The organism is Pseudomonas sp. MDT1-16, from assembly GCF_054898115.1.
The window spans coordinates 4,007,240-4,029,929 of the sequence record NZ_CM142717.1; the positions used below are offsets into that span (position 1 = coordinate 4,007,240).

At 58.8% G+C, this 22,690-nt stretch carries 19 protein-coding genes and 1 pseudogene; 6 read left to right on the forward strand and 14 right to left on the reverse strand.

Going from position 1 to position 22,690, the window contains the following annotated elements; genetic code table 11:
* Window positions 1-45: 45 nt before the first annotated feature.
* Window positions 46-504, reverse strand: coding sequence for a hypothetical protein (locus ACYZT3_RS18305; protein WP_282376623.1), 459 nt, complete (start codon window positions 502-504; stop codon window positions 46-48).
* 350 nt (window positions 505-854) lie between these two features.
* Here ACYZT3_RS18305 and ACYZT3_RS18310 point away from each other — a divergent pair, with 350 nt between their 5' ends.
* From ACYZT3_RS18310 to ACYZT3_RS18320, 3 genes are all read left to right on the forward strand, one after another.
* Window positions 855-1,943 (forward strand): asparaginase, encoded by a 1,089-nt coding sequence (locus ACYZT3_RS18310; RefSeq protein ID WP_282376622.1) that lies wholly within the window; start codon window positions 855-857, stop codon window positions 1,941-1,943.
* A gap of 221 nt (window positions 1,944-2,164) precedes the next feature.
* Window positions 2,165-2,404 carry a DUF1654 domain-containing protein gene (locus ACYZT3_RS18315; RefSeq protein ID WP_282376621.1) on the forward strand — a complete coding sequence of 80 codons (240 nt, stop codon included), beginning with the start codon at window positions 2,165-2,167 and terminating at the stop codon, window positions 2,402-2,404.
* A gap of 4 nt (window positions 2,405-2,408) precedes the next feature.
* Window positions 2,409-3,098, forward strand: a complete 690-nt coding sequence (locus tag ACYZT3_RS18320; RefSeq protein ID WP_150658867.1) for an endonuclease — start codon at window positions 2,409-2,411, stop codon at window positions 3,096-3,098.
* A gap of 100 nt (window positions 3,099-3,198) precedes the next feature.
* Here the strand turns inward: ACYZT3_RS18320 and ACYZT3_RS18325 are convergent.
* The 7 genes and pseudogenes from ACYZT3_RS18325 to ACYZT3_RS18355 form a co-directional block, all read right to left on the reverse strand.
* Window positions 3,199-4,228, reverse strand: a pseudogene (locus ACYZT3_RS18325) (reverse transcriptase domain-containing protein); the annotation flags it as partial.
* A gap of 411 nt (window positions 4,229-4,639) precedes the next feature.
* Window positions 4,640-6,382 (reverse strand): ABC transporter substrate-binding protein, encoded by a 1,743-nt coding sequence (locus tag ACYZT3_RS18330; RefSeq protein ID WP_282376619.1) that lies wholly within the window; start codon window positions 6,380-6,382, stop codon window positions 4,640-4,642.
* A gap of 47 nt (window positions 6,383-6,429) precedes the next feature.
* Window positions 6,430-6,702 carry a DUF2160 domain-containing protein gene (locus ACYZT3_RS18335; RefSeq protein WP_282376618.1) on the reverse strand — a complete coding sequence of 91 codons (273 nt, stop codon included), beginning with the start codon at window positions 6,700-6,702 and terminating at the stop codon, window positions 6,430-6,432.
* Window positions 6,703-6,712: 10 nt separating this feature from the next.
* Complete coding sequence (locus tag ACYZT3_RS18340; protein ID WP_017339615.1) at window positions 6,713-7,513, reverse strand: carbohydrate ABC transporter permease; 801 nt, start codon at window positions 7,511-7,513, stop codon at window positions 6,713-6,715.
* A gap of 8 nt (window positions 7,514-7,521) precedes the next feature.
* A complete protein-coding gene (locus tag ACYZT3_RS18345; protein ID WP_282376614.1) occupies window positions 7,522-8,388 on the reverse strand; it encodes a carbohydrate ABC transporter permease in 867 nt (288 codons plus the stop codon).
* A complete protein-coding gene (locus ACYZT3_RS18350) occupies window positions 8,385-9,482 on the reverse strand; it encodes an ABC transporter ATP-binding protein (protein WP_462030425.1) in 1,098 nt (365 codons plus the stop codon). The genes ACYZT3_RS18345 and ACYZT3_RS18350 overlap by 4 nt, the downstream gene beginning before the upstream one ends.
* Window positions 9,482-10,576, reverse strand: coding sequence for an ABC transporter ATP-binding protein (locus ACYZT3_RS18355; RefSeq protein ID WP_282376612.1), 1,095 nt, complete (start codon window positions 10,574-10,576; stop codon window positions 9,482-9,484). The genes ACYZT3_RS18350 and ACYZT3_RS18355 overlap by 1 nt, the downstream gene beginning before the upstream one ends.
* A 426-nt stretch (window positions 10,577-11,002) precedes the next feature.
* Here ACYZT3_RS18355 and ACYZT3_RS18360 point away from each other — a divergent pair, with 426 nt between their 5' ends.
* Window positions 11,003-12,835 (forward strand): sigma-54-dependent Fis family transcriptional regulator, encoded by a 1,833-nt coding sequence (locus ACYZT3_RS18360; RefSeq protein WP_282376611.1) that lies wholly within the window; start codon window positions 11,003-11,005, stop codon window positions 12,833-12,835.
* 213 nt (window positions 12,836-13,048) lie between these two features.
* On the opposite strand, the gene cysS is transcribed toward ACYZT3_RS18360, so the two are convergent.
* Complete coding sequence (gene cysS / locus ACYZT3_RS18365) at window positions 13,049-14,431, reverse strand: cysteine--tRNA ligase (RefSeq protein ID WP_462030426.1); 1,383 nt, start codon at window positions 14,429-14,431, stop codon at window positions 13,049-13,051.
* Between the two features lie 21 nt (window positions 14,432-14,452).
* Complete coding sequence (locus ACYZT3_RS18370) at window positions 14,453-16,150, reverse strand: glutamine--tRNA ligase/YqeY domain fusion protein (protein WP_282376606.1); 1,698 nt, start codon at window positions 16,148-16,150, stop codon at window positions 14,453-14,455.
* 276 nt (window positions 16,151-16,426) lie between these two features.
* Between ACYZT3_RS18370 and ACYZT3_RS18375 the strand changes: the two genes are divergently transcribed.
* Window positions 16,427-16,930, forward strand: a complete 504-nt coding sequence (locus ACYZT3_RS18375; RefSeq protein ID WP_131062340.1) for a peptidylprolyl isomerase — start codon at window positions 16,427-16,429, stop codon at window positions 16,928-16,930.
* Window positions 16,927-17,670, forward strand: a complete 744-nt coding sequence (gene lpxH, locus ACYZT3_RS18380; protein ID WP_462030427.1) for a UDP-2,3-diacylglucosamine diphosphatase — start codon at window positions 16,927-16,929, stop codon at window positions 17,668-17,670. The genes ACYZT3_RS18375 and lpxH overlap by 4 nt, the downstream gene beginning before the upstream one ends.
* 107 nt (window positions 17,671-17,777) lie before the next feature.
* Here the strand turns inward: lpxH and ACYZT3_RS18385 are convergent, their stop codons facing one another.
* From ACYZT3_RS18385 to ACYZT3_RS18400, 4 genes are all read right to left on the reverse strand, one after another.
* Window positions 17,778-19,307, reverse strand: a complete 1,530-nt coding sequence (locus tag ACYZT3_RS18385; protein ID WP_282376603.1) for a DHA2 family efflux MFS transporter permease subunit — start codon at window positions 19,305-19,307, stop codon at window positions 17,778-17,780.
* Between the two features lie 65 nt (window positions 19,308-19,372).
* Window positions 19,373-20,578, reverse strand: a complete 1,206-nt coding sequence (locus ACYZT3_RS18390) for an HlyD family secretion protein (protein ID WP_462030428.1) — start codon at window positions 20,576-20,578, stop codon at window positions 19,373-19,375.
* Window positions 20,579-20,593: 15 nt separating this feature from the next.
* Window positions 20,594-22,063 (reverse strand): efflux transporter outer membrane subunit, encoded by a 1,470-nt coding sequence (locus tag ACYZT3_RS18395; RefSeq protein ID WP_462030429.1) that lies wholly within the window; start codon window positions 22,061-22,063, stop codon window positions 20,594-20,596.
* Window positions 22,060-22,533, reverse strand: coding sequence for a MarR family winged helix-turn-helix transcriptional regulator (locus ACYZT3_RS18400; RefSeq protein WP_282376600.1), 474 nt, complete (start codon window positions 22,531-22,533; stop codon window positions 22,060-22,062). Before ACYZT3_RS18400 ends, ACYZT3_RS18395 begins: the two co-directional genes overlap by 4 nt.
* Window positions 22,534-22,690: the final 157 nt, after the last annotated feature.

A 22,690-nucleotide genomic window follows, 5' to 3' on the forward strand; every position in this document is an offset into this window, starting at 1 on the left:
AAAAGCTGTTTTGCCGGGGCAACCCGCAAAAGCAGGGTATCCATGTCATGCCGTCGTGTTAACCACCGATCCAGCACCGGAGCCCTTGGCCATTTCCTTGTACAGGCTGTTGGCCGTTTCCAGTATTGCAGCAGTGGTATCAGCCATTTGTCCCTGAATCGCCATCACGACTGTGGTCTTGGCTTCAGGCGTCGGGTAAGACGCTGCTTGGGCTGCCGCCAATTGTTGCTGCTGTTGACGCAGTTGCTCTTGCAGCTCTTTCAGACGCTGCAGCAAAACCTTTTCCGCGACAGAGGCATTGTCGGCGCCATTCGTTTCAGTCGACTCCGCACTTTTCCCCAGGCCCACAGCACCGGTTCTGACTTGCTTGCTGTCGCTTTCCTTCGTACCCAACGCTTGATTCGCGGCATCGGCCGCCTCATCGCTTAACGCTCGAATCGTAGCGGCGGACTTACCGCCGATGGTGACGCCTACGGCATTTTGGATACCAACAGATAACGACATGTCAACTCCTGAAAAAGAAAGGTCCTTTAAAGAGGCATCGACCTACGCGCGGGTTTCTTTAGCACTGATTCACAATCTGGCAAGGCGGTTTGCTCTACAGAGGTCGTAGTACTTTTCGGAGAGCCGAACACAAATGCTTAACACGTTCGGAAACCCGGACATCCGACGGTGTAACCACTTCACCAACTCACACAAATTCTGATAAAAATCATCAGGTTAAAAATTTTTCTCATTCAAAGTACGACTGGTACAGATCCTGCTCTTCTCCTGCACCCCAAGCGTTCAGATCAGCTTGGGGCGTATCTAGATGAACCTGCATCAGCACCGTCTCACTACTAGAGAGAAAAATAATGACATCTGCTTTCAAGACCTTCGTTCCGGGCGCTTTGGCCCTCTTGCTGCTCCTGCCCACCGCCGTTCAGGCAAAAGAAGTCGAAACCCAACAGAAACTGGCGAACGTGGTGATCCTGGCCACCGGTGGCACCATTGCCGGCGCGGGCGCCAGCGCGGCTAACAGCGCGACCTATCAAGCGGCAAAAGTCGGCATCGAACAATTGATTGCCGGGGTCCCGGAACTCAGCCAATTGGCTAACGTTCGTGGCGAACAGGTGATGCAGATCGCGTCGGAAAGCATCACCAACGACAACCTGCTGCAACTGGGTCGTCGCGTGGCTGAGCTGGCCGACAGCAACGACGTCGACGGCATCGTCATCACCCACGGCACCGACACCCTGGAAGAGACCGCCTACTTCCTGAACCTGGTGGAAAAAACCGACAAGCCCATCATCGTCGTCGGTTCCATGCGCCCAGGTACCGCAATGTCGGCCGATGGCATGCTGAACCTGTACAACGCGGTGGCCGTGGCCAGCAGCAAAGATGCACGCGGCAAAGGCGTACTGGTGACCATGAACGATGAAATCCAGTCGGGTCGCGACGTCAGCAAAATGATCAACATCAAGACCGAGGCGTTCAAAAGTGCCTGGGGCCCACTCGGCATGGTGGTCGAAGGCAAATCCTACTGGTTCCGCCTGCCGGCCAAGCGTCACACCATGGACTCGGAATTCGACATCAAAACCATCAAGAGCCTGCCTGACGTAGAAATCGCCTATTCCTACGGCAATGTCAGCGATACCGCCTACAAAGCGCTGGCGCAGTCCGGCGCCAAAGCCATCATTCACGCCGGTACCGGCAATGGCTCAGTCTCGTCCCGTGTAGTCCCATCGCTGCAAGCCCTGCGCAAGGACGGCGTGCAAATCATTCGTTCGTCCCACGTCAACGCCGGCGGTTTCGTACTGCGTAACGCCGAACAGCCGGACGACAAGTACGACTGGGTTGTGGCGCATGACCTGAACCCGCAAAAAGCCCGCATCCTGGCCATGGTCGCACTGACCAAGACCAACGACAGCAAAGAGCTGCAACGGATGTTCTGGGAGTACTGATTCGCCCTCGCCTGACCGGTTCCAGTCGGGCACCGCTTTCACCACTCGCCAACCCAGGCGAGTGGTTCACGCCTCCTTCCGATACTCCGATAAAAATTTTCTCATGGTCCTACACCAAATGCGGAAAACCGCTGTCAGAGGATTTTCTTGGATTTTAAGCAGTTGCGAAAATGCCTACAGTTAAATACTGTATGCACGTACAGCTTAATAAGGATAATTCCATGGCCAACACCTCTGCCTCTCCTGACTCCTATGAACGCATGGGTATGCGCGTTCAGAAAATCATCAATTCCCCCACCGCCCAAAAAGCCAAAGCCGCATTGATCTTCCGTCTACCGGACGAACCCGTGGACGAGTGGGAACAATTGCTCGAAGAAATTGACGAGAACGACAACGTCACCCTCGCCTATCGCGACGATGGCGGTGTGCAGATTTTCTGGGTTGTGCCGAAGGAAGATTGAGTCAATGAGTGTTCGCTGGTTTGCTTTGCTGTTTCTGTTCATCACTCTCGGTGCCCAGGCTGGCGCCCCCCGCACCTTCAACGAAGCCAAAAAAGTCGCCTGGAAGCTCTACGCACCGCAATCCACGGAGTTCTATTGCGGGTGCAAATACACCGGCAACAAGGTCAACCTCGCAGCCTGCGGTTATGTACCGCGCAAAAACGCCAAGCGCGCTTCCCGCATCGAGTGGGAGCACATTGTTCCGGCCTGGCAGATCGGCCATCAGCGCCAGTGCTGGCAAGAAGGAGGGCGCAAGAACTGCACGCGTTACGATCCGACCTATCAGAAGGCCGAAGCCGACTTGCACAACCTGGTGCCGAGCATTGGTGAGGTGAATGGCGATCGCAGCAACTTCAGTTTCGGCTGGTTGCCGGTGCAGTCGGGCCAATACGGTTCGTGCCTGACCCAGGTCGACTTCAAGGCGAAGAAGGTCATGCCCCGCCCATCCATACGCGGCATGATCGCCCGGACGTATTTCTACATGAGCAAGCAGTACGGTTTGCGCCTGTCGAAACAGGATCGACAACTGTACGAAGCCTGGAACAAAACCTATCCGGTAGAGGCCTGGGAACGTCAGCGTAACCAGAGTGTGGCGTGCGTCATGGGACGTGGCAACGAGTTTGTCGGCCCGGTCGATATGAAAGCCTGCGGTTAAGCGCTCGCTGAAATCGGCATAGGGGACGGCCTTCATAGGCCGCTCCCCTGCCACACCACCCGGCATGCGGGTCCGCACCGGGCGGTTCGAGAGATTGAGGTTATGAGAGTCGCACCAGTCCCAGCCTGTCGAACCATGCCACATCCAACACTCGATTCCGCTCAAATCGGCTGTTACGCCACCCGCTATTCGAGTTGGCCGCCACTTTCCGGGCCGTTTGACTGCTGGCTCCCAGCACCCTCAGTTCGCGGTAGATCGTCGGTCCACGCCGCCACTGCTTAAGCGGGATCGCTCGCAGTCGGTGTCGTATCCATTCGTCCAGCTCTCGCCAGATTTTCGGTGTTTGTGACAACCCAAAGTAAGTTTTCCAGCCCAAGAGATAAGGGCGTAGATTGGGGGCGACGCCCAAAAGGCATATCCAAGAAACTTGCGACCAAACGCACTCGCCACCGCACTCTTGCTCGCGTTGACACTCAAGTGCAGCTTTTCATACAGACGCTTCAGCAAAGCCCTTACCCGCTGCCCAGCCCTGCGGCTGCGAACATACACATTCGCATCGTCGGCATAACGTACGAAGCAATGACCTCGACGTTCAAGCTCCCGATCCACTTCGTCCAGCAGCACATTCGCCAGCAACGGCGACAGCGGGCCACCTTGCGGCGCCCCGCAACGGCTTTTCTCGACCACGCCATCGATCAGCGTTCCCGCATCCAGATACGCCCGAATCAGCCGGATAACCGCCCGATCCGCAATCCGCTTGCGTAAACGATCAATCAAAATATCGTGGTCGTCCCGGTCGAAGAACTTCTCCAGATCAACATCCACCACCACTCTGCTGGATCGAGTAATGGCTGCAAGACTTGCAGCAAGGCTTGCTGGATCAAACGGTCGGTGACCCTTGGGCTACCCAACTCGCGTTCACCGCCGTCAGGTTTGGGAATGGCCACACGGCGTACCGGACTGGGCCGGTAGGTACCGGATAGAAGTTGTTCACGAATCTTCGGCCATTGAGTCAGCAGATGTTCGGCGGTCTGTTCAATATCCAGACCGTCGACTCCCGCTGCACCTTTGTTGGCTTTGACCCGCTTCCAGGCCCGCTTCAGGTTTTCTCTCGCAAAGACCCGATCCATTTTCTCTCGTTCGGCCCTTCGTCAAAAAAAAGACTACTACGGCCTCTGCTGACTTCTCGCTCCGGCTGGCGCCGTCGCCCTGTCAGGCACAAGGCAAGATCTCCCCAGGTAAGAACGCAATCCCCCCGCACAACCGCCGGATTTACGCTGCCTGACCCTTGACCGCTAGAGCTTCGCGGTTTGCTGCCCGCTGGCCCTGATCGGCATCGCCTTGTATCCGGTTCTTGTCCATCGGCTCACGGTTTCGATTCACGCTTCCTCCCCACACTCGGTCGCCCTCATGCAGTTGCGCTTCACTTCGTTCGCTGTGGTCAGCTCACGGTGGGACTTTCACCCACAAGATTGCGCCCATGCTGGGCGCACAACAAAAACGGCACCTTCCGGTGCCGTTCGCGTTTCACAGTACAGCTATTATTTACGCGCGTCCGCCCACGACTTCAGCAGTTCGTTGTAGTTCACGGTTTCACCCTGAGGCTTCTCGTTCGCCAGTTTGGGTTTCGGTGCACCCGGCTGGTCAAACCAGTATTGCGCATCGCGCTCCGGGTTCATCTTCGGTGCGCAAGTGGCTTGCGCCTTCGAGCGTTCCAGACGGGACATGATCGCGTCCTGATCCTTGGCCAGACCGTCGAGAGCCTGTTGTGGGGTTTTCTCGCCACTCGCGGCTTCGGCAATGTGGCTCCACCACAGTTGCGCCAGACGCGGATAGTCCGGCACGTTGGTCCCCGTCGGCGTCCATTGCACGCGGGCCGGGCTGCGGTAGAACTCCACCAGGCCACCGAGTTTCGGTGCCAGTTCGGTCATCGCTTGTGAGTTGATGTCCGACTCGCGGATCGGGGTCAGGCCGACGATGGTTTTCTTCAGCGAGACGGTTTTCGAGGTCACGAACTGCGCATAGAGCCAGGCTGCGAGTTTCTGTTTCTCAGGCGTGGACTTCATGAAAGTCCAGGAACCCACGTCCTGATACCCCAGCTTCATGCCCTCCTCCCAGTACGGTCCGCGCGGTGATGGCGCCATGCGCCATTTCGGCGTGCCATCGGCGTTCATCACCGCCAGACCCGGCTTGGTCATGTCGGCGGTAAATGCGGTGTACCAGAAGATCTGCTGGGCGATATTGCCCTGGGACGGCACCGGACCGGATTCGGAGAAAGTCATGCCCGCCGCTTCGGGTGGTGCGTACTTCTTCAGCCAGTCGACGTACTTGGTAGTGGCAAACACCGCCGCCGGGCCGTTGGTGTCGCCGCCGCGGGTTACGCTGGAGCCGACCGGGTGGCAGTCCTCGACGCGAATGCCCCACTCGTCCACCGGCAAACCGTTGGGGATGCCTTTGTCGCCGGCGCCGGCCATGGAAAACCAGGCGTCGGTGAAACGCCAACCCAGCGACGGGTCTTTCTTGCCATAGTCCATGTGCCCGTAAACGCGCTTGCCGTCGATTTCCTTGACGTCTTCGCTGAAGAACTTGGCGATGTCTTCATAGGCCGACCAGTTCACCGGTACGCCCAACTCGTAGCCGTACTTTTCCTTGAACTTGGCTTTCAGGTCCGCGCGTTCAAACCAATCGGCGCGGAACCAGTAGAGGTTGGCGAACTGCTGGTCGGGCAGCTGATAGATCTTGCCGTCCGGCGCCGTAGTGAACGAGATGCCGATGAAGTCTTTGATGTCCAGGGTCGGCGAGGTGTAGGCCTTGCCTTCGTTGGCCATCAGGTCGGTGATCGATTCGGTTTTGCCGTAGCGAAAGTGCGTACCGATCAGGTCCGAGTCGTTGACCCAGCCGTCATAGATATTCTTGTCCGATTGCATCTGGGTCTGCAGCTTTTCCACCACGTCGCCTTCCTGCAGCAAGTCGTGGGTCAGCTTGATCCCGGTGATCTCGGTGAAAGCCTTGGCCAGCACCTTGGATTCATATTCGTGGGTGGCAATGGTTTCCGAAACCACCTTGATGTTCATCCCGCGAAACGGCTCGGACGCTTTGATAAACCACTTCAGCTCTTCGAGCTGCTGGGCTTCGGTCAGGGTGGACGGTTTGAACTCGCTGCCAATCCATTTCTTGGCGGCGTCTTCATAGGCTTCGGCCCAGGCCGCAGCGCTCAACCCGCTGAGTGCCAGCAAGGCTGCCAATGAAACGCTATGTCGCAGCTTATTGTTTTTGTTGAACATAGAGACCTCCTTATTGAGTTTCGGAGCAACTTTGCCGAGCGATTCGACTAGCCCCAACGCATCACAGCCAACAGCCACACCAGGGACAACGCGGACGCCATCCAGATGCTCCAGTCGGTGACGCCGATTACCAGCAAATGCAGGTAGGCGCTGCCGAGAAGACCGATAAACAAGCGATCGCCACGGGTGGTGGCAATCGGCAACAAACCACGCCGAAGCATGCTCGGCGAACGCAATTCCCACGTCGTCATGCCCACCAGAATCAGGCCAATGACGATAAAGAACGCTGCTGTGGGGGTGGTCCAACTCATCCATTCCATCATCAGCTCCTCAGACCCGGCCCAGGGCAAAGCCCTTGGCCACGTGGTTGCGAACAAACCAGATCACCAGCATGCCCGGCAGGATGGTCAACACCCCCGCCGCCGCCAGCACGCCCCAGTCAATGCCAGACGCCGAGACCGTGCGCGTCATCACCGCCGCAATCGGTTTGGCATTGACCGACGTCAGCGTTCGCGCGAGCAGCAGTTCGACCCAGGAAAACATGAAGCAGAAAAATGCGGTGACACCGATCCCGGAGCCAATCAGCGGGACGAAAATCTTCACGAAGAACTTGGGGAAACTGTAGCCATCGATGTAGGCGGTTTCGTCGATCTCCTTGGGCACGCCGGACATGAAACCTTCGAGGATCCACACCGCCAGCGGCACGTTAAACAGGCAGTGGGCCAAGGCCACAGCGATGTGGGTGTCGAACAAACCAATCGAGGAATACAACTGGAAGAACGGCAGCAAAAACACCGCCGGTGGCGCCATGCGGTTGGTCAGTAGCCAGAAGAACAGGTGCTTGTCGCCGAGGAACCGATAGCGCGAGAACGCATACGCCGCCGGCAATGCCACGCTCAGCGAAATCACCGTGTTAAGGCTCACGTAGTACAGCGAGTTGAGGTAACCGGTGTACCAGGCCGGATCGGTGAAGATCACCTTGTAGTTGGCGAAGGTAAAATCCTGCGGAAACAGGGTCAAGCCACTGAGGATTTCGGTGTTGCTCTTGAAGGACATGTTCAGCAACCAGTAGATCGGCACCAGCAGGAACAGGATGTAGATCAGCAATGGGATCAGCTTTCTTTTGCTCATGGCGGACCTCAGCGGTTGGCGTCAGAGTGAGTCATGGCGGTGTAGAACAGCCAGGACACCAACAGGATGATCAGGAAGTACACCAGCGAGAAAGCCGCCGCCGGGCCGAGGTCGAACTGCCCGATCGCCATCTGCGTCAGGGTCTGACTGAGGAAGGTCGTGGCATTACCCGGCCCGCCACCGGTCAACACGAATGGCTCGGTGTAGATCATGAAACTGTCCATGAAGCGCAGCATCACCGCGATCAGCAGAACGCTCTTGAGCTTGGGCAACTGGATGTGTCGGAAAACTGCCCAGCTTGACGCCCGATCAATCCGTGCCGCCTGGTAATAGACGTCTGGAATCGCCCGCAGACCGGAGAAACACAACAGCGCCACCAACGACGTCCAGTGCCAGACGTCCATCACCAGCACCGTGACCCAGGCATCCATGGTGTTGGCCGCGTAGTTGTAGTTCAGGCCCATGGCCTTGAGGCTTGCGCCGAGCAAACCAATGTCGGCCCGACCGAAGATCTGCCAAATGGTGCCGACCACGTTCCACGGAATCAGCAATGGAATCGCCAGAATGATCAGCACCAGCGACGACCAGCGGCCCTTGGTCGGCATGGTCAGGGCGATGGCGATACCCAGCGGGATTTCGATCAGCAGCACACAGCCCGAGTAGATGAACTGGCGCAGCAACGAGTCATGCAGGCGCGGATCAAGCAGCACTTGCCGGTACCAGTCGGCGCCGACAAAGTAGCGGCTGGACTGGTCGAAGATGTCCTGCACCGAGTAGTTGACCACGGTCATCATCGGGATCACCGCACTGAACGCCACCAGCAAAAACACCGGCAACACCAACCACCAGGCCTTGTTGTTCTGCACCTTGTTCATGGCTGCGTCTCCAGCAGGTAATCGTCGGCATACACCATCAACCACTGGGCCGGGAAGCTGATGTAGGCGGTTCCCTCAGGCACTGGCTTGTCTTCGGCCAGGCGCACTTTCAGCGGCGCACCGTCGAGGTTCAGGGTCATGATCTTGTAGGTCCCGAGGTCTTCGACGTGTACGACTTGCGCCTGCATCGCGTCGTCAAAGGGTTCGTCCCACACATGGACGAACTCCGGACGGATACCGACCTTCAAGGTCTGCCACTCGGATTCGGCGATGCGTTGCTGTTGGGCGTCCGACAGCGGCAAATGGGTCGATGCAAAACCGACACCGCCTGGCTGCGGCTGAACTTCGATCAGGTTCATCCCCGGACTGCCGATGAAATAGCCGACAAAGGTGTGGCTCGGTCGCTCGAACAGTTCTCGCGGCGTACCGAATTGCACAATCTGCCCGCCGTACATCACCGCGATCTTGTCGGCGAAGGTCGAGGCTTCGAGCTGATCGTGGGTGACGTAAACCATGGTGATGTTGAACTGCTCGTGGATCTGCTTGAGCTTGCGCCGCAGCTTCCACTTCAGGTGTGGGTCGATCACCGTCAGCGGTTCATCGAACAGGATCGCCGAGACGTCATCGCGCACCAACCCACGGCCCATGGAGACTTTCTGCTTTTCATCCGCAGTGAGGTTGCGCGCCTTCTTGCTCAGCAACGCCTGGAGGTCGAGGACTTCGGCGATTTCCTGCACCTTGCTGTGAATTTTCGCCTCGGCCATGCCCTGATTGCGCAGCGGAAAAGCCAGGTTGTCGAACACCGTCATGGTGTCGTAGACCACCGGAAACTGGAAAACCTGGGCGATGTTGCGCTTCTCCGGGGTCAGGTCATTAACCACTTTGCTGTCGAACAGCACTTGGCCCTGGGACGGACTGAGCAGTCCGGAAATGATGTTGAGCAAGGTCGACTTGCCGCAGCCCGATGGCCCGAGCAAGGCATAGGCACCGCCCTGTTCCCAGACGTGATCCATCTCGCGAATCGCGTAATCCTCGGGGCCGCTCGGCGTGCGGGTGTAACTGTGGGCGAGGTTTTGCAAACGAATTTCGGCCATCAGGCAACCCTCGCGATACGGCGACCGGGCGCCTGGATCAGCCGCCCCTGCCTATCGAACACAAACAGTTTATGGGTCGGGATATAGATGCGAATCGGCGCATCGACGTCGTATTCGTGGACGCCCGGCAGGTGCAGCACCAACAGGAAATGCTCGTTGCGCACATGGAGGAAGGTTTCCGAACCGCTGATCTCGGCCACCTCGACAGTCACCGCCAGTTCCAGATCATCGTCGTTGCTCGGCACCAGCGAAATATGGCTGGGCCGTACGCCAAAGCGGAACTCGCCCTCGCCCACCGGCCGCAGATCGACGTTCAGCGGGAAGTGCACGAAGTTGGCGAAACTGACTTCGTTGCCGGCGATACGCCCCGGCATCAGGTTGATCGGCGGCTCGGAGAACAACTCCGCCGCCAGCACGGTTTGCGGCTGGTGATAAACCTCGGAGGACTTGCCGCTCTGAATCACCCGGCCCTCGTGAAGAATGGTGGTGGTGCCGCCCAGGGCCAGGGCTTCATTGGGTTCGGTGGTAGCGTAGATGGCGATGGTGTGGTGAGCCTTGAACAGCTCGCGCATTTCCTGACGCAGTTCTTCGCGCAGTTTGTAGTCGAGGTTCACCAGCGGCTCGTCGAACAGGATCAGCTCGGCGTCCTTGACCAGCGCCCGGGCCATCGCCGTGCGCTGTTGCTGACCACCGGAGAGTTCGAGGGGATGGCGCTGGAGGAACTTCTCGATGCGCAACATCTTCGCGGTTTCCAGCACTTTGCTCTGAATCAGCTCATTGGACACACCGCCCTGGCGCAACGGCGAAGCGATGTTTTCGAACACCGTCATGGTCGGGTAGTTGATGAACTGCTGATAGACCATCGACACGTTGCGCAAACGCACCGGGCGCTGGGTAACGTCGACGCCGTTCATCAGGATTCGGCCGCTGTCGGGCTTGTCCAGACCGGCCATCAGGCGCATGAGACTGGTTTTGCCGGACAGCGTGCGCCCGAGTAAAACGTTGAAGGATCCGGCTTCGAAACTCAGGCACGCATCGTCGATCCAGGTCTGGCCCTCGACGGTGCGGCTGACGTGCTCCAGGGTTAATGACATGGCTCGGCCTTTTTATTATTGGAGTCAAGCGACCGGAGCTACAGAGCGACATTCGTGCCAGAAATTGCAAGCCGTTGATCCGACTTGAAAATCCTTCTAATGGAGGATCAACCGCGTTCGTTGCTGAACAGAAATGAACAACGGTGACTGAACAATTGAACAGTCCGCCGGTTGACATTGAACAATAGTGAACAACACTCTACGGATGCTTTAACTGCGGAAAATTCTGAATTGCGCACGCCCTTGTAGCAGCTGCCGAAGGCTGCGTTCGACGACGCAGTCGTCGTGAAATCAGGCGGAGCGGTGTATCAGGAAAACCGCACGTAATCGTTTTACGACGACTGCGTCGTCGAACGCAGCCTTCGGCAGCTGCTACAGGATCGCGTTACTTATAACAAAAATAATAATGCTCAGAGATCGACTGCCATGGCCGCACCCGCCTTGCCGCTCTCCCACGACGCCATCATCCAGGACTCCTGGTCCCGTTGCCGCGCGTTCGGCCTCAATCATCAGAGCACGCCGGCGTTCGATCAGCTGCCGGCCGAGGGCATCGCGCAATTGCTGGAGAACCAGCATTCACTGGTGCAAACCACTCACCAGGAAGTCCTGCCGTATTACGAAAACATCCTCAGTAACTCAAATTGCCTGATCATGCTCGCCGACAACCAAGGCCAGGTGCTGACAACCTGGGGCACTCAGCGCTTTATCGAGCCGAGCCTGACCCGCGGTTTCAGCGCCGGCGCCAGCTGGATGGAGCGGTGCAGCGGCACCAATGCGATCGGCACCGCGCTGGCCTGCGAGCAGGCGGTGCACATCGAGCACGATGAACATTTCCTCAAGGCCAACCGTTTCATGACCGGTTCCGCCGCGCCGATTTTCGATGCCGAACGCAAGGTGATCGCGGTGCTGGATGTGTCCAGCGACAGCTACCTGCCGCCGTCGCACACCCTGGGCATGGTCAAGATGATGAGCCAGACCGTGGAGAATCGGCTGATCCTCAACCTGTTCCATGGCCAGCATTTCCAGCTGACCTTCAACACCGGGCTGAATAACCTCGACAGCCAATGGGCCGGGTTGCTGATCTTCGATGAAACCGGCCAGGTGCTGTCGGCTAATCGCCGGGCCGACAACCTGCTGGGCATCAGCCTGTCACGGGTCAGCGTCGAAAGCCTGTTCAAAGTCTCTTTGCTGGAACTGCTGAACCAGCCGGACGGCCTGCCGTTTGCCCTGCAAGCCTCGGGGCGCAACCGCTTCCAGTGCCTGTTGAAACGGCCGAAACAGGCTGTGATTCAGGCGCGGGTGTTTGTCGAACCTGCCGTTTCGGCTCCGGCGGCGATCAGCCTGAACACCCTGCATTTTGGTGACAGTCGCGTGGAAAAAGCCGTGCGCCAGGCTGAGCGTTTGCTGGAAAAAGACATTCCGTTGTTGATCCACGGCGAAACCGGGGTTGGCAAGGAGGTCTTCGTCAAAGCCCTGCATCAAGCCAGCTCTCGGAACAAACAACTGTTCATCGCCGTCAATTGTGCAGCGATCCCCGCCGATTTGGTGGAGTCCGAGCTGTTTGGCTACGAAAAAGGCGCATTCACCGGCGCCAACCAGAAAGGCAGCATCGGACTGATCCGCAAGGCTGACAAAGGCACCCTGTTCCTTGATGAAATCGGTGACATGCCGTTGCCGACACAGGCTCGACTGCTGCGAGTGTTGCAGGAGCGTTGTGTGCAACCGGTGGGCAGTAGCGAGTTGTTCCCGGTGGATATTCGCATCATCTCGGCAACCAACCGCTCGTTACGCGAGCAGGTTCAGCTCGGGCGGTTTCGTGAAGATCTCTATTACCGGATTGGTGGTTTGACGCTGGAGTTACCGCCGCTAAGGGAACGCAGCGATAAACAAGCACTGTTCAAGCGCTTGTGGGAGCAACACCGTGAGCCGAGCCAGTGGGCCGGGCTGAGCCGAGAAGTGCTGGAGTTGTTCAGCCGTCATCCGTGGCCGGGGAATCTAAGGCAGGTCAGCAGCGTGATGCAGGTAGCGTTGGCCATGGCCGAGGAGCAGCCGGTGCGGCCGGAGCATTTGCCGGATGATTTTTTTGTGGATCTGGAGATGGAGCCGGTGGATTCGCCGGAGCCGCTGGCGGTGGATTTGAATGATGCCGAGGATTTGAATCGGCAGTTGCAGGCGGCCGGAGGCAATATCTCCCATTTGGCCCGGCGGCTCGGGGTTAGCCGAAATACTCTTTACAAGCGGCTACGCCAGGCCGAGTGACGAGCGATCCGCTCTGGCGGTGTTGGGTTTGAGAACATTCGCGGGCAAGCCTCGCTCCTACGGGACCGCGTTGTTCACAATATCGGCGAACGACGCAGCCTCTGTAGGAGCGAGGCTTGCCCGCGAAGGCGTCAGCCGGGGCACCGCTACACTTGCCCTCCTCAAAAACAAAAACCCGCACAAGGCGGGTTTTGTTTGTAGCAAACGCAGCGATCAGTCAGCCAGACGCCAGGTCGTCCCACCCTTCCCGTCTTCCAGCACTACGCCCATGGCGGTGAGCTGGTCGCGGATACGGTCGGACTCAGCCCAGTCTTTACCAGCACGAGCCGCCAGACGCGCAGCAATCAGCGCATCAACCTCAGCCGCATCAACCCGCCCTTCGGCACCGGCCTGCAGGAAGTCCTCAGCGTCGAGCTGCAACACACCCAGCACACTCGCCAATTCCTTCAAGCGCGCCGCCAAACCTGCCGCCGCATCAAGATCGCTCTCACGCAAACGGTTGATCTCGCGAACCATCTCGAACAGCACCGCGCAGGCTTCCGGCGTACCGAAGTCGTCGTTCATCACCTGGGTGAAACGCTCGACGAACGCTTCGCCACCGGCCGGCGCCACCTTTGGCAGGCCTTTCAGCGCGTGGTAGAAACGCTCGAGTGCGCCTTTGGCGTCCTTGAGGTTGTCTTCCGAGTAGTTGATCGCGCTGCGGTAGTGGCTCGACACCAGCAGGTAACGCACGACTTCCGGGTGGTACTTTTCCAGCACGTCGCGAATGGTGAAGAAGTTGTTCAAGGACTTGGACATCTTCTCGCCATTGATGCGAATCATGCCGCAATGCATCCACGCGTTGGCGTAGGTCTTGCCGGTGGCCGCTTCGCTCTGGGCGATTTCGTTTTCGTGGTGCGGGAACTCAAGGTCGCTGCCGCCGCCATGAATGTCGAACGTCTCGCCGAGGCAGCAGGTGGACATCACCGAGCACTCGATGTGCCAACCCGGACGCCCATCGCCCCACGGCGAAGGCCAGCTCGGCTCACCCGGCTTGGCGCCTTTCCACAGAACGAAGTCCAGCGGGTCCTGTTTCGACTCGTCGACTTCGATCCGCGCGCCGATGCGCAGGTCTTCGATTTTCTTGCGCGACAGCTTGCCGTAGCCCATGAACTTGGCGACGCGGTAGTACACGTCGCCATTGCCCGGGGCGTAGGCGTAACCCTTGTCGATCAAGGTCTGGATCATGCTCAGCATGCCAGGGATATGATCGGTGGCCCGCGGTTCCATGTCCGGCTTGAGGATGTTGAGGCGCGCCTCGTCCTCGTGCATCGCGGTGATCATGCGCTCGGTCAGCACGTCGAATGGCTCGCCGTTCTCTTTGGCCCGATTGATGATCTTGTCTTCAATGTCGGTGATGTTGCGCACGTAGGTCAGGTTGTAACCGCTGAACCGCAACCAGCGGGTCACCAGGTCGAACGCAACCATGCTGCGGCCGTGGCCAATGTGGCAGTAGTCGTACACGGTCATCCCGCAGACGTACATGCGCACATTGTTGCCATCCAGCGGCTTGAATACTTCTTTGCTCTTGGTGAGCGTGTTGTAGATCGTAAGCACTGAGTGCTCCTTAACGCTGAATCACTGGCCCCACGAATCGCGCAGGGTCACGGTACGGTTGAAGACCGGAGAACCTGGTTTCGAGTCCTTGATATCCGCGCAGAAGTAACCTTCGCGCTCGAACTGGAAACGGTCTTCCGGCTGTGCATTGCCCAGCGAAGGCTCGGCACGACAACCGGTGAGGACTTGCAGCGAGTCAGGGTTGATGTTGTCCAGGAAACTGGCGCTGTCTTCAGCCTTCTCAGGGTTGGCCGAACGGAACAGGCGATCGTACAGACGCACTTCGCACTCGACGCTGGCAGCGGCCGGCACCCAGTGCACGACGCCTTTGACCTTGCGGCCTTCAGGGTTCTTGCCGAGTGTTTCCGGATCGTAGGAGCAACGCAGTTCGACGATGTTGCCATCGGCGTCCTTGATCGCTTCGTCGGCACGGATCACGTAGCTGCCGCGCAGGCGCACTTCGCCATTCGGCTCCAGGCGTTTGTAGCCTTTTGGCGGCTCTTCCATGAAGTCTTCACGGTCGATGTAGATCTCACGGGCGAACGGCAGAACGCGCACGCCCATGTCTTCTTTCGGGTGGCACGCCAATTCGAGGTTCTCGACTTGGTCTTCCGGGTAGTTGGTGATCACGACTTTCAGCGGACGTAATACACACATGGCGCGCGGGGCGCTGTGGTCGAGGTCGTCACGGATGCTGAATTCCAGCATGCCGAAGTCGACCACGCCGTCGGAACGGTTGGTGCCGATCATGTCGCAGAAGTTGCGGATCGATTTCGGCGTGTAGCCACGGCGGCGGAAGCCGGACAGCGTGGACATGCGAGGATCATCCCAACCGAGAACGTGCTTTTCATCGACCAGTTGCTTGAGCTTGCGCTTGCTGGTGATCGTGTAGTTCAGGTTCAGACGGCTGAACTCGTACTGACGCGGTTGCGCCGGCACGGGCAGGTTCTCGAGGAACCACTCGTACAGAGGACGGTGGCTTTCGAACTCCAGGGTGCAGATCGAGTGGGTGATGCCTTCGATGGCGTCCGACTGACCATGGGTGAAGTCGTAGTTCGGGTAGATGCACCACTTGTCGCCGGTCTGATGGTGGTGAGCGTGGCGGATGCGATACATGATCGGGTCGCGCAGGTTCATGTTCGGCGAGGCCATGTCGATCCTGGCCCGCAGCACGCGTGCGCCATCCTTGAATTCGCCGGCCTTCATACGGGCGAACCAGTCGAGGTTTTCTTCCACGGAGCGGTCGCGGAACGGGCTGTTCTTGCCCGGCTCGGTCAGGCTGCCACGGTATTCCTTGGCCTGTTCGGGGCTCAGGTCATCGACGTAGGCCTTGCCGGCCTTGATCAGTTCAACGGCCCAGTCATGCAACTGGTCGAAATACTGCGATGCGTAGCGCACTTCACCGGACCATTCGAAGCCCAGCCATTTGACGTCGCTTTCGATCGCGTCGATGTATTCCTGGTCTTCCTTGGCCGGGTTGGTGTCGTCGAAACGCAGGTGCGTGACGCCGCCAAATTCCTGGGCCAGACCGAAGTTCACGCAAATCGACTTGGCGTGACCGATGTGCAGGTAGCCGTTGGGCTCAGGCGGGAAACGGGTGACGATCTGCGTGTGCTTACCCGAGTCCAGGTCCGCCTGGATGATCGGGCGCAGGAAATTGACCGGCACGGCAGGGCCGGTCTTGGAATTCGAGGTAGGGTCGACAGTGGGCTTGCTCATAGGATCCTTGAACGTACAAGTGCGCGGCCAGTAGGCCAAATCAAAGCGGCGGTTAAATCAAAGGGGCTTATCATAGCCGATGCTGTCAAGCCGCTGACAGAGCAGGCCAAAAAACGCCTGCATTTAATCGGATGCAAATGAAAAACAGCCTCGAAATTGGCGCCCGGCACGCTAAACTGCGCACCTTGGCCAAAATTGGCCGGACCGGTTGAGGGCTTCAAAGCCCGAAACCCACGAATTCCCAGAAAACGCATCTCCTGAAAAGAGTCCCCAATCATGACCCAAGTCAAATTGACCACCAACCATGGCGACATCGTCCTGGAACTGAACGCTGAAAAGGCACCGCTGACCGTTGCCAACTTCATCGAGTACGTCAACGCCGGTCACTACGAAAACACTGTTTTCCACCGTGTCATCGGTAACTTCATGATCCAGGGCGGCGGTTTCGAGCCAGGCATGAAAGAAAAGAAAGACAAGCGCCCAAGCATCCAGAACGAAGCCGACAACGGCCTGCCGAACGAGAAGTACACCGTGGCCATGGCTCGCACCATGGAACCGCATTCGGCTTCCGCCCAGTTCTTCATCAACGTCGCTGACAACAGCTTCCTGAACCACAGCGCCAAGACCACTCAGGGCTGGGGCTACGCGGTATTCGCCAAAGTTGTTGCCGGCACCGACGTAGTGGACAAGATCAAAGGTGTTTCCACCACCATGAAATCCGGCCACCAGGACGTACCTGCAGAAGACGTGATCATCGAGAAAGCCGAGATCATTGAGTGATACTGCTGATTTCAGACTTACATCTGGAAGAGGAGCGCCCGGACATCAGCCGGGCGTTTCTGGATTTGCTCGCCGGACGCGCCCGCTCGGCGAGTGCGTTGTACATCCTGGGCGACTTTTTCGAGGCGTGGATTGGCGACGATGCCATGACGCCCTTTCAGCGTTCCATCTGCCAGGCCCTGCGCGAACTCAGCGACAGCGGCACGGCCATTTTTCTGATGCACGGCAATCGCGACTTCATGCTCGGCCAGGCCTTCTGCAAACAGGCCGGCTGTACGTTGTTGAAGGACCCGAGTGTCGTGCAGTTTTACGGTGAGCCGGTACTGTTGATGCACGGCGACAGCCTGTGCACCCGCGACGAGGCTTATATGAAGCTGCGTCGTTATCTGCGTAACCCCATCACCTTGTTCATCCTGCGCCACTTGCCCTTGCGGACTCGCCACAAACTGGCGCGCAAGCTACGCAGTGAAAGCCGTGCGCAGACGCGGATGAAGGCCAATGACATTGTTGATGTCACACCGGAAGAAGTGCCGCGGATCATGCAGGCCTTTGGCGTGAAAACCCTGATCCATGGGCATACCCATCGCCCGGCCATTCACAAGTTGCAGATTGGCGAACAGGCGGCCAAGCGGATTGTGCTGGGAGATTGGGATCGTCAGGGGTGGGCGTTGCAGGTGGATGAGCAAGGGTTTGCGTTGGCGCCGTTTGATTTCGGAACCCCGCGCTCAACCGTTGAATGAGATTCCAGTAGGAGCAAGGCTTGCCCGCGAAGGCGTTGTATCAGTCGACATCAATGTTGAATGATACGACGCCTTCGCGGGCAAGCCTCGCTCCTACAAGGATTCGCTTAATGGCCGGAGGCCGCGGGCCCGGCCTTCGCCGCAAACGGCGGTTTCGCCAGCCACACCAGCAGGATTAACCCCATAAACCCCCACCCCAGCAACGTGAAGTAATCCACGGTGGAGAGCATGTACGCCTGACTGGTCAGCACATGATCCAGCTGCGCATACGCCGGGTTGCTCGCACCGCCCAGCGCATTCAGCGCCTCGCGGGTCGCGGGTTCATAAGTGCTGATGCTTTCGCTCATATAGGCATGATGCTGATCCGCCCGGCGAATCCAGATCCACGTCGTCAATGACGCCGCAAAACTACCGCCCAGGGTTCGCAGAAACGTCGCCAGGCCCGCGCCGTCGGCGATCTGGCTCGGCGGCAGGTCCGACATCAAAATGCTCAAGGTCGGCATGAAGAACAGCGCCACACCAATGCCCATGAACAGCTGCACCAGCGCGATGTGCTGGAAGTCCACTTCATTGGTAAATCCGGCGCGCATGAAGCAACTCAGGCCGATCGCCAGAAACGCCAACCCAGCCAGCAGCCGCAGATCAAACTTGTGCGCGTACTTGCCGACAAACGGCGACATCAACACCGGCAGAATCCCGATCGGCGCCACCGCCAGCCCCGCCCAGGTCGCCGTGTAACCCATCTGGGTTTGCAGCCATTGCGGCAGGATCAGGTTGATCCCGAAGAACCCGGCGTAACCCAGCACCAACACAAGGGTACCGATGCGGAAGTTGCGGTAAGCGAACAGCCGCAGATTGACCACCGGGTGTTTGTCGGTCATTTCCCAGATCACGAACACCGCCAGTGCAATCACCGAAATGGCCGCGCCGATGAGGATGAAGTTCGACTCGAACCAGTCCAGGTCGTTGCCCTTGTCGAGGATCACCTGCAATGCGCCGACGCCAATGATCAGCGTGATCAAACCGACGTAATCCATCGGCTGGTAGCTGGTTTCCACCGGCCGCGCCTTGAGCTGCGAACGCACCACCATCACCGCGAAAACACCGATCGGCACGTTAATAAAGAAGATCCACGGCCAGCTGTAACTGTCGGTAATCCATCCGCCGAGGATGGGACCTGCAATCGGCGCGACCACCGTGACCATCGCCAGCAACGCCAGGGCCATGCCGCGCCTCGCGGGCGGATAGATGGCAATCAGCAGCGTTTGAGTCATCGGGTACAGGGGACCTGCCACCAGACCTTGCAGCACGCGGAAGCCAATCAGCTCCGGCATCGAAGTCGAGATACCGCAGAGAAACGAGGCGAGCACGAACAGGACTGTCGCCCAGAGAAACAGCTTCACCTCACCAAAGCGCCGACTGAGCCAACCGGTCAATGGCAGCGCAATCGCGTTGCTGACGGCGAATGAAGTAATCACCCAGGTGCCCTGCTCCGAACTCACGCCCAGGTTGCCGGAAATCGTCGGCAGCGCCACGTTGGCGATGGTGGTGTCGAGCACCTGCATGAAGGTCGCCAGCGACAATCCGAGGGTGCTGAGCAGCAGGCTGGGCGGCGTGAAAGACGCGTTATTACTCATCGCAAATCCTTTAAAACTGGGCTGGCGCGGCGCCTTTTAACGGGCGCCGCTGAGGGATTGGCGAATCAGCGTTGAACGGTTTTGCTGACCGCGGCGCTGTTGTCGTGGATCAATTGAGTGATCATCGCGTCGGCCTCGGCCAACTGATGGTCGTAAACGTTGGTGCTGAACGAGGCCTTTTGCGGCGGCTGTTGCGCCAGCACCGGACCGCTCTGGTCACGCAGGTTCACATCGACCTGAGTCGACAGGCCGACGCGCAACGGGTGCTTGGCCAGTTCTTCGGCGTTGATGTGAATCCGCACTGGCACACGCTGGACGATCTTGATCCAGTTACCGGTGGCGTTCTGCGCGGGCAGCAAGGCAAACGCGCTGCCAGTACCGGCGCCGAGGCTGTCGATGGTGCCGCTGAACTTCACGTCGCTGCCGTACAGGTCGGCTTCGATGTCCACCGGTTGACCGATGCGCATGTCACGCAGTTGGGTTTCCTTGAAGTTGGCGTCGATCCACAGCTGATCCAGCGGAATGACCGCCATCAGCGCGGTGCCCGGCTGCACGCGTTGGCCCAGTTGTACGGAGCGTTTGGCGACGTAACCGGTGACCGGCGCGATCAAGGTGCTGCGGGAGTTGTTCAAGTAGGCCTGACGCAATTGCGCGGCGGCAGACATCACGTCCGGGTGCGACGACACAACGGTGTCATCGACCAGCGCACTGGTGGTTTTCAGTTGTTGTCTGGCGTTGGCCAGGGCGTTTTGCGCCGAGGTCAGGTCGTCGCGAGCGTGGGACAGTTCTTCCTGGGAAATCGCCCCGCCAGCGGCGAGGTTTTTCCGCCGATTGAAGTTGTCCTGAGCTTTTTGCACTTCGGCCTGCTGAGCGTTGACCTGGGCTTTCATGCCGTCGACGTTGCTGTACAAGCCGCGAACCTGACGCACGGTGCGGGCCAGATTGGCTTGGGCACTTTGCAGACCGACTTGGGCGTCGTTCGGGTCGAAGTTGATTAGCACCTGACCTTCGTGAACCAGATCGCCATCGTCGGCACCGATGCTGACCACCGTGCCCGTGACCAGCGGGGTAATTTCCACCACGTTGCCGTTCACATAGGCGTCGTCGGTGCTTTCATTCCAGCGACCGTAGAATTCGTGATAACCCCAGACGCCGACACCGCCGAGGATCACCACGATCGCCAACACTACCAGCATGATTTTGCGTTTGCGCGGGTTGCTGGTGTCTTGAGCGTTGTCAGGGGTTTGTGTTGTCGTTTCGGCAGTGGCCATGACAAGTACCTTGAATTAGTTGTGCTGCGTGGCTGAGGTTGCGTTGGCTGCGGCCAGGGTTTCGCCCTGGAAGCCACCGCCCAGCGCCTGCATCAGTTGGATCGACAGGTCGATCTGCTCGGCATTCAGGTTGGCCAGTTGACGCTGGGCCTGGAGCAATTGCTGCTCGATGCTGAGCACGTCCAGGTAATTTCCGATGCCGGAACCGTAGCGCTGGACCACGGTGTTGTAAGAATCCTGGGCAATGTCGGTGGCGTGCTGCTGAGCGCCGAGCTGCCGGCCGATATCGCGCAACTGGTTGATGGTGTCGCTGACATCACCCAGCGCTTTCACCAGGCTTTTGTTGTACTGCGCCACGGCGAGGTCGTAATCGGCGTCGCGGGAATCGAGGTCGGCACGCAGGCGGCCACCGTCGAAGATCGGCACCGAGATCGTCGGCGCAATGTTGAAGAAGCGACTGGCCGAACCGAACATTGCATCGCCCAGCAACGACTCGGCACCGGCCGCAGCGCTCAGGTTGAGGTTGGGGTAGAACTGGGTTTTACCGGCGTCAATGTTCTTGCTCGCCGCCTCGACCCGCCAGCGTGCGGCCACCAGGTCTGGACGACGACCCAGCAACTCGGCCGGCAGCACCGAGGGCAACGCGACGGCGCTGGCCTGAAGGATTTTCGGCCGGGCGATTTCATTGCCGCGATCCGGGCCTTTACCGAGCAGCACGGCCAAAGCGATTTTTGCGCTTTGCAGGCGTTTCTCGGCGTCGATCAGACTCGCTTCAGAGCTGGCTTCCAGGCTTTCGGTCTGCTGGAACTGGTATTGACTGTCGATGCCGGAGCTCAGGCGACGCTGGCTCAGATCGAGCATTTGCCGGGTGCGCTTGAGGTCTTCATTGGCAAGGTCATAGACGATGTGCGCCTGACCAAGGTCGCTGTAGGCGCGAGCCACGTCGGCGGACAAGGTCAGCTGAGCGGCTTGTTGATCGACTTCGGCAGCACGGGCCTGGCCCAGTGCGGCTTCCCAGGCGTCGCGCTGACCGCCCCAGAGGTCGAAGTTGTAATTGAAACTGGCGCTGATGTTGCGCACGGTGGAATAAGTCCCGCCCTGCCCGCTCGGGTCCTGATCCCGGGCCAGACGCGAACGGCTGACGCCAGCGCTGGCATCGAGGGTCGGCATCCGCGCGGCATCCGCTGCATAGGCGGCGGCACTCGCTTGGTGGGCGCGAGCATCGGCGATTTGCATGTCGGGGCTGTCGTGCAGGGCTTCGCGGATCAAGCCGTCGAGCTGTGGGTCGCCGAGGCTTTTCCACCAGTCAATTTTCGGCCAGGCCGCGGGTGAGAGGGTCACGCCATTGAGCGATTGCCCGGCCTTGAGGTTTTTCGCATCGAGGCTGACGCCTTCGGTGGTCAGGCCGCTGTAACTGGCGCAACCGGCGAGGCTCATGGCCAACAGGACCAGGCTCAGTCCGGTACGCAGGGTTTTGCTGCTCATTTTTTACCTACCCGCAGCAGGGTGATCGAGTCACCGGCTGCCACCAAAATTTTCGTCAGGATCAGTTCCAGGGTTTTCAGTTCTTCAGGGGTGATCGCGCCTGCCAGCTCATTCATGGCGTCGGCGCCGATCTCCGGCAGGCGGTCAGTCAACTGCTGGCCTTGCTCGGTCAGTACCAACTGAACCTGACGGCGGTCCGCCTCGGAGCGTTGGCGGGCGAGGAATCCTTTTTGTTCCAGACGATCGAGCATGCGGGTCATCGAACCGCTGTCCAGCGACAGGTGACGGCACAGCTCGGCCGGGGTATCGACGCCGAACTGGGCCATGATGATCAGCACTTTGAACTGCGCGGCGGTGATGCCGTGGGGTTCCATGTGCGCGTCGATGATCCGGTCCTTGAGCAGCGCAGCGCGCCCGAGCAAAAGGCCGAGATGGCAATTATGGAAATCGTATGAGGTGAAATGTTTCATCTGACCACCAATTAGCTGCCTAGGCAGAGAATGTATGACGAGATGTTACTGCCTAGGCAGCGAATGTCAACGCAATAGTTAGGATGCTTTGTATTTAGCTGATAAATGGCTCACGACTGATCGTTCCCACGCTCTGCGTGGTAATGCAGCCCGTGAC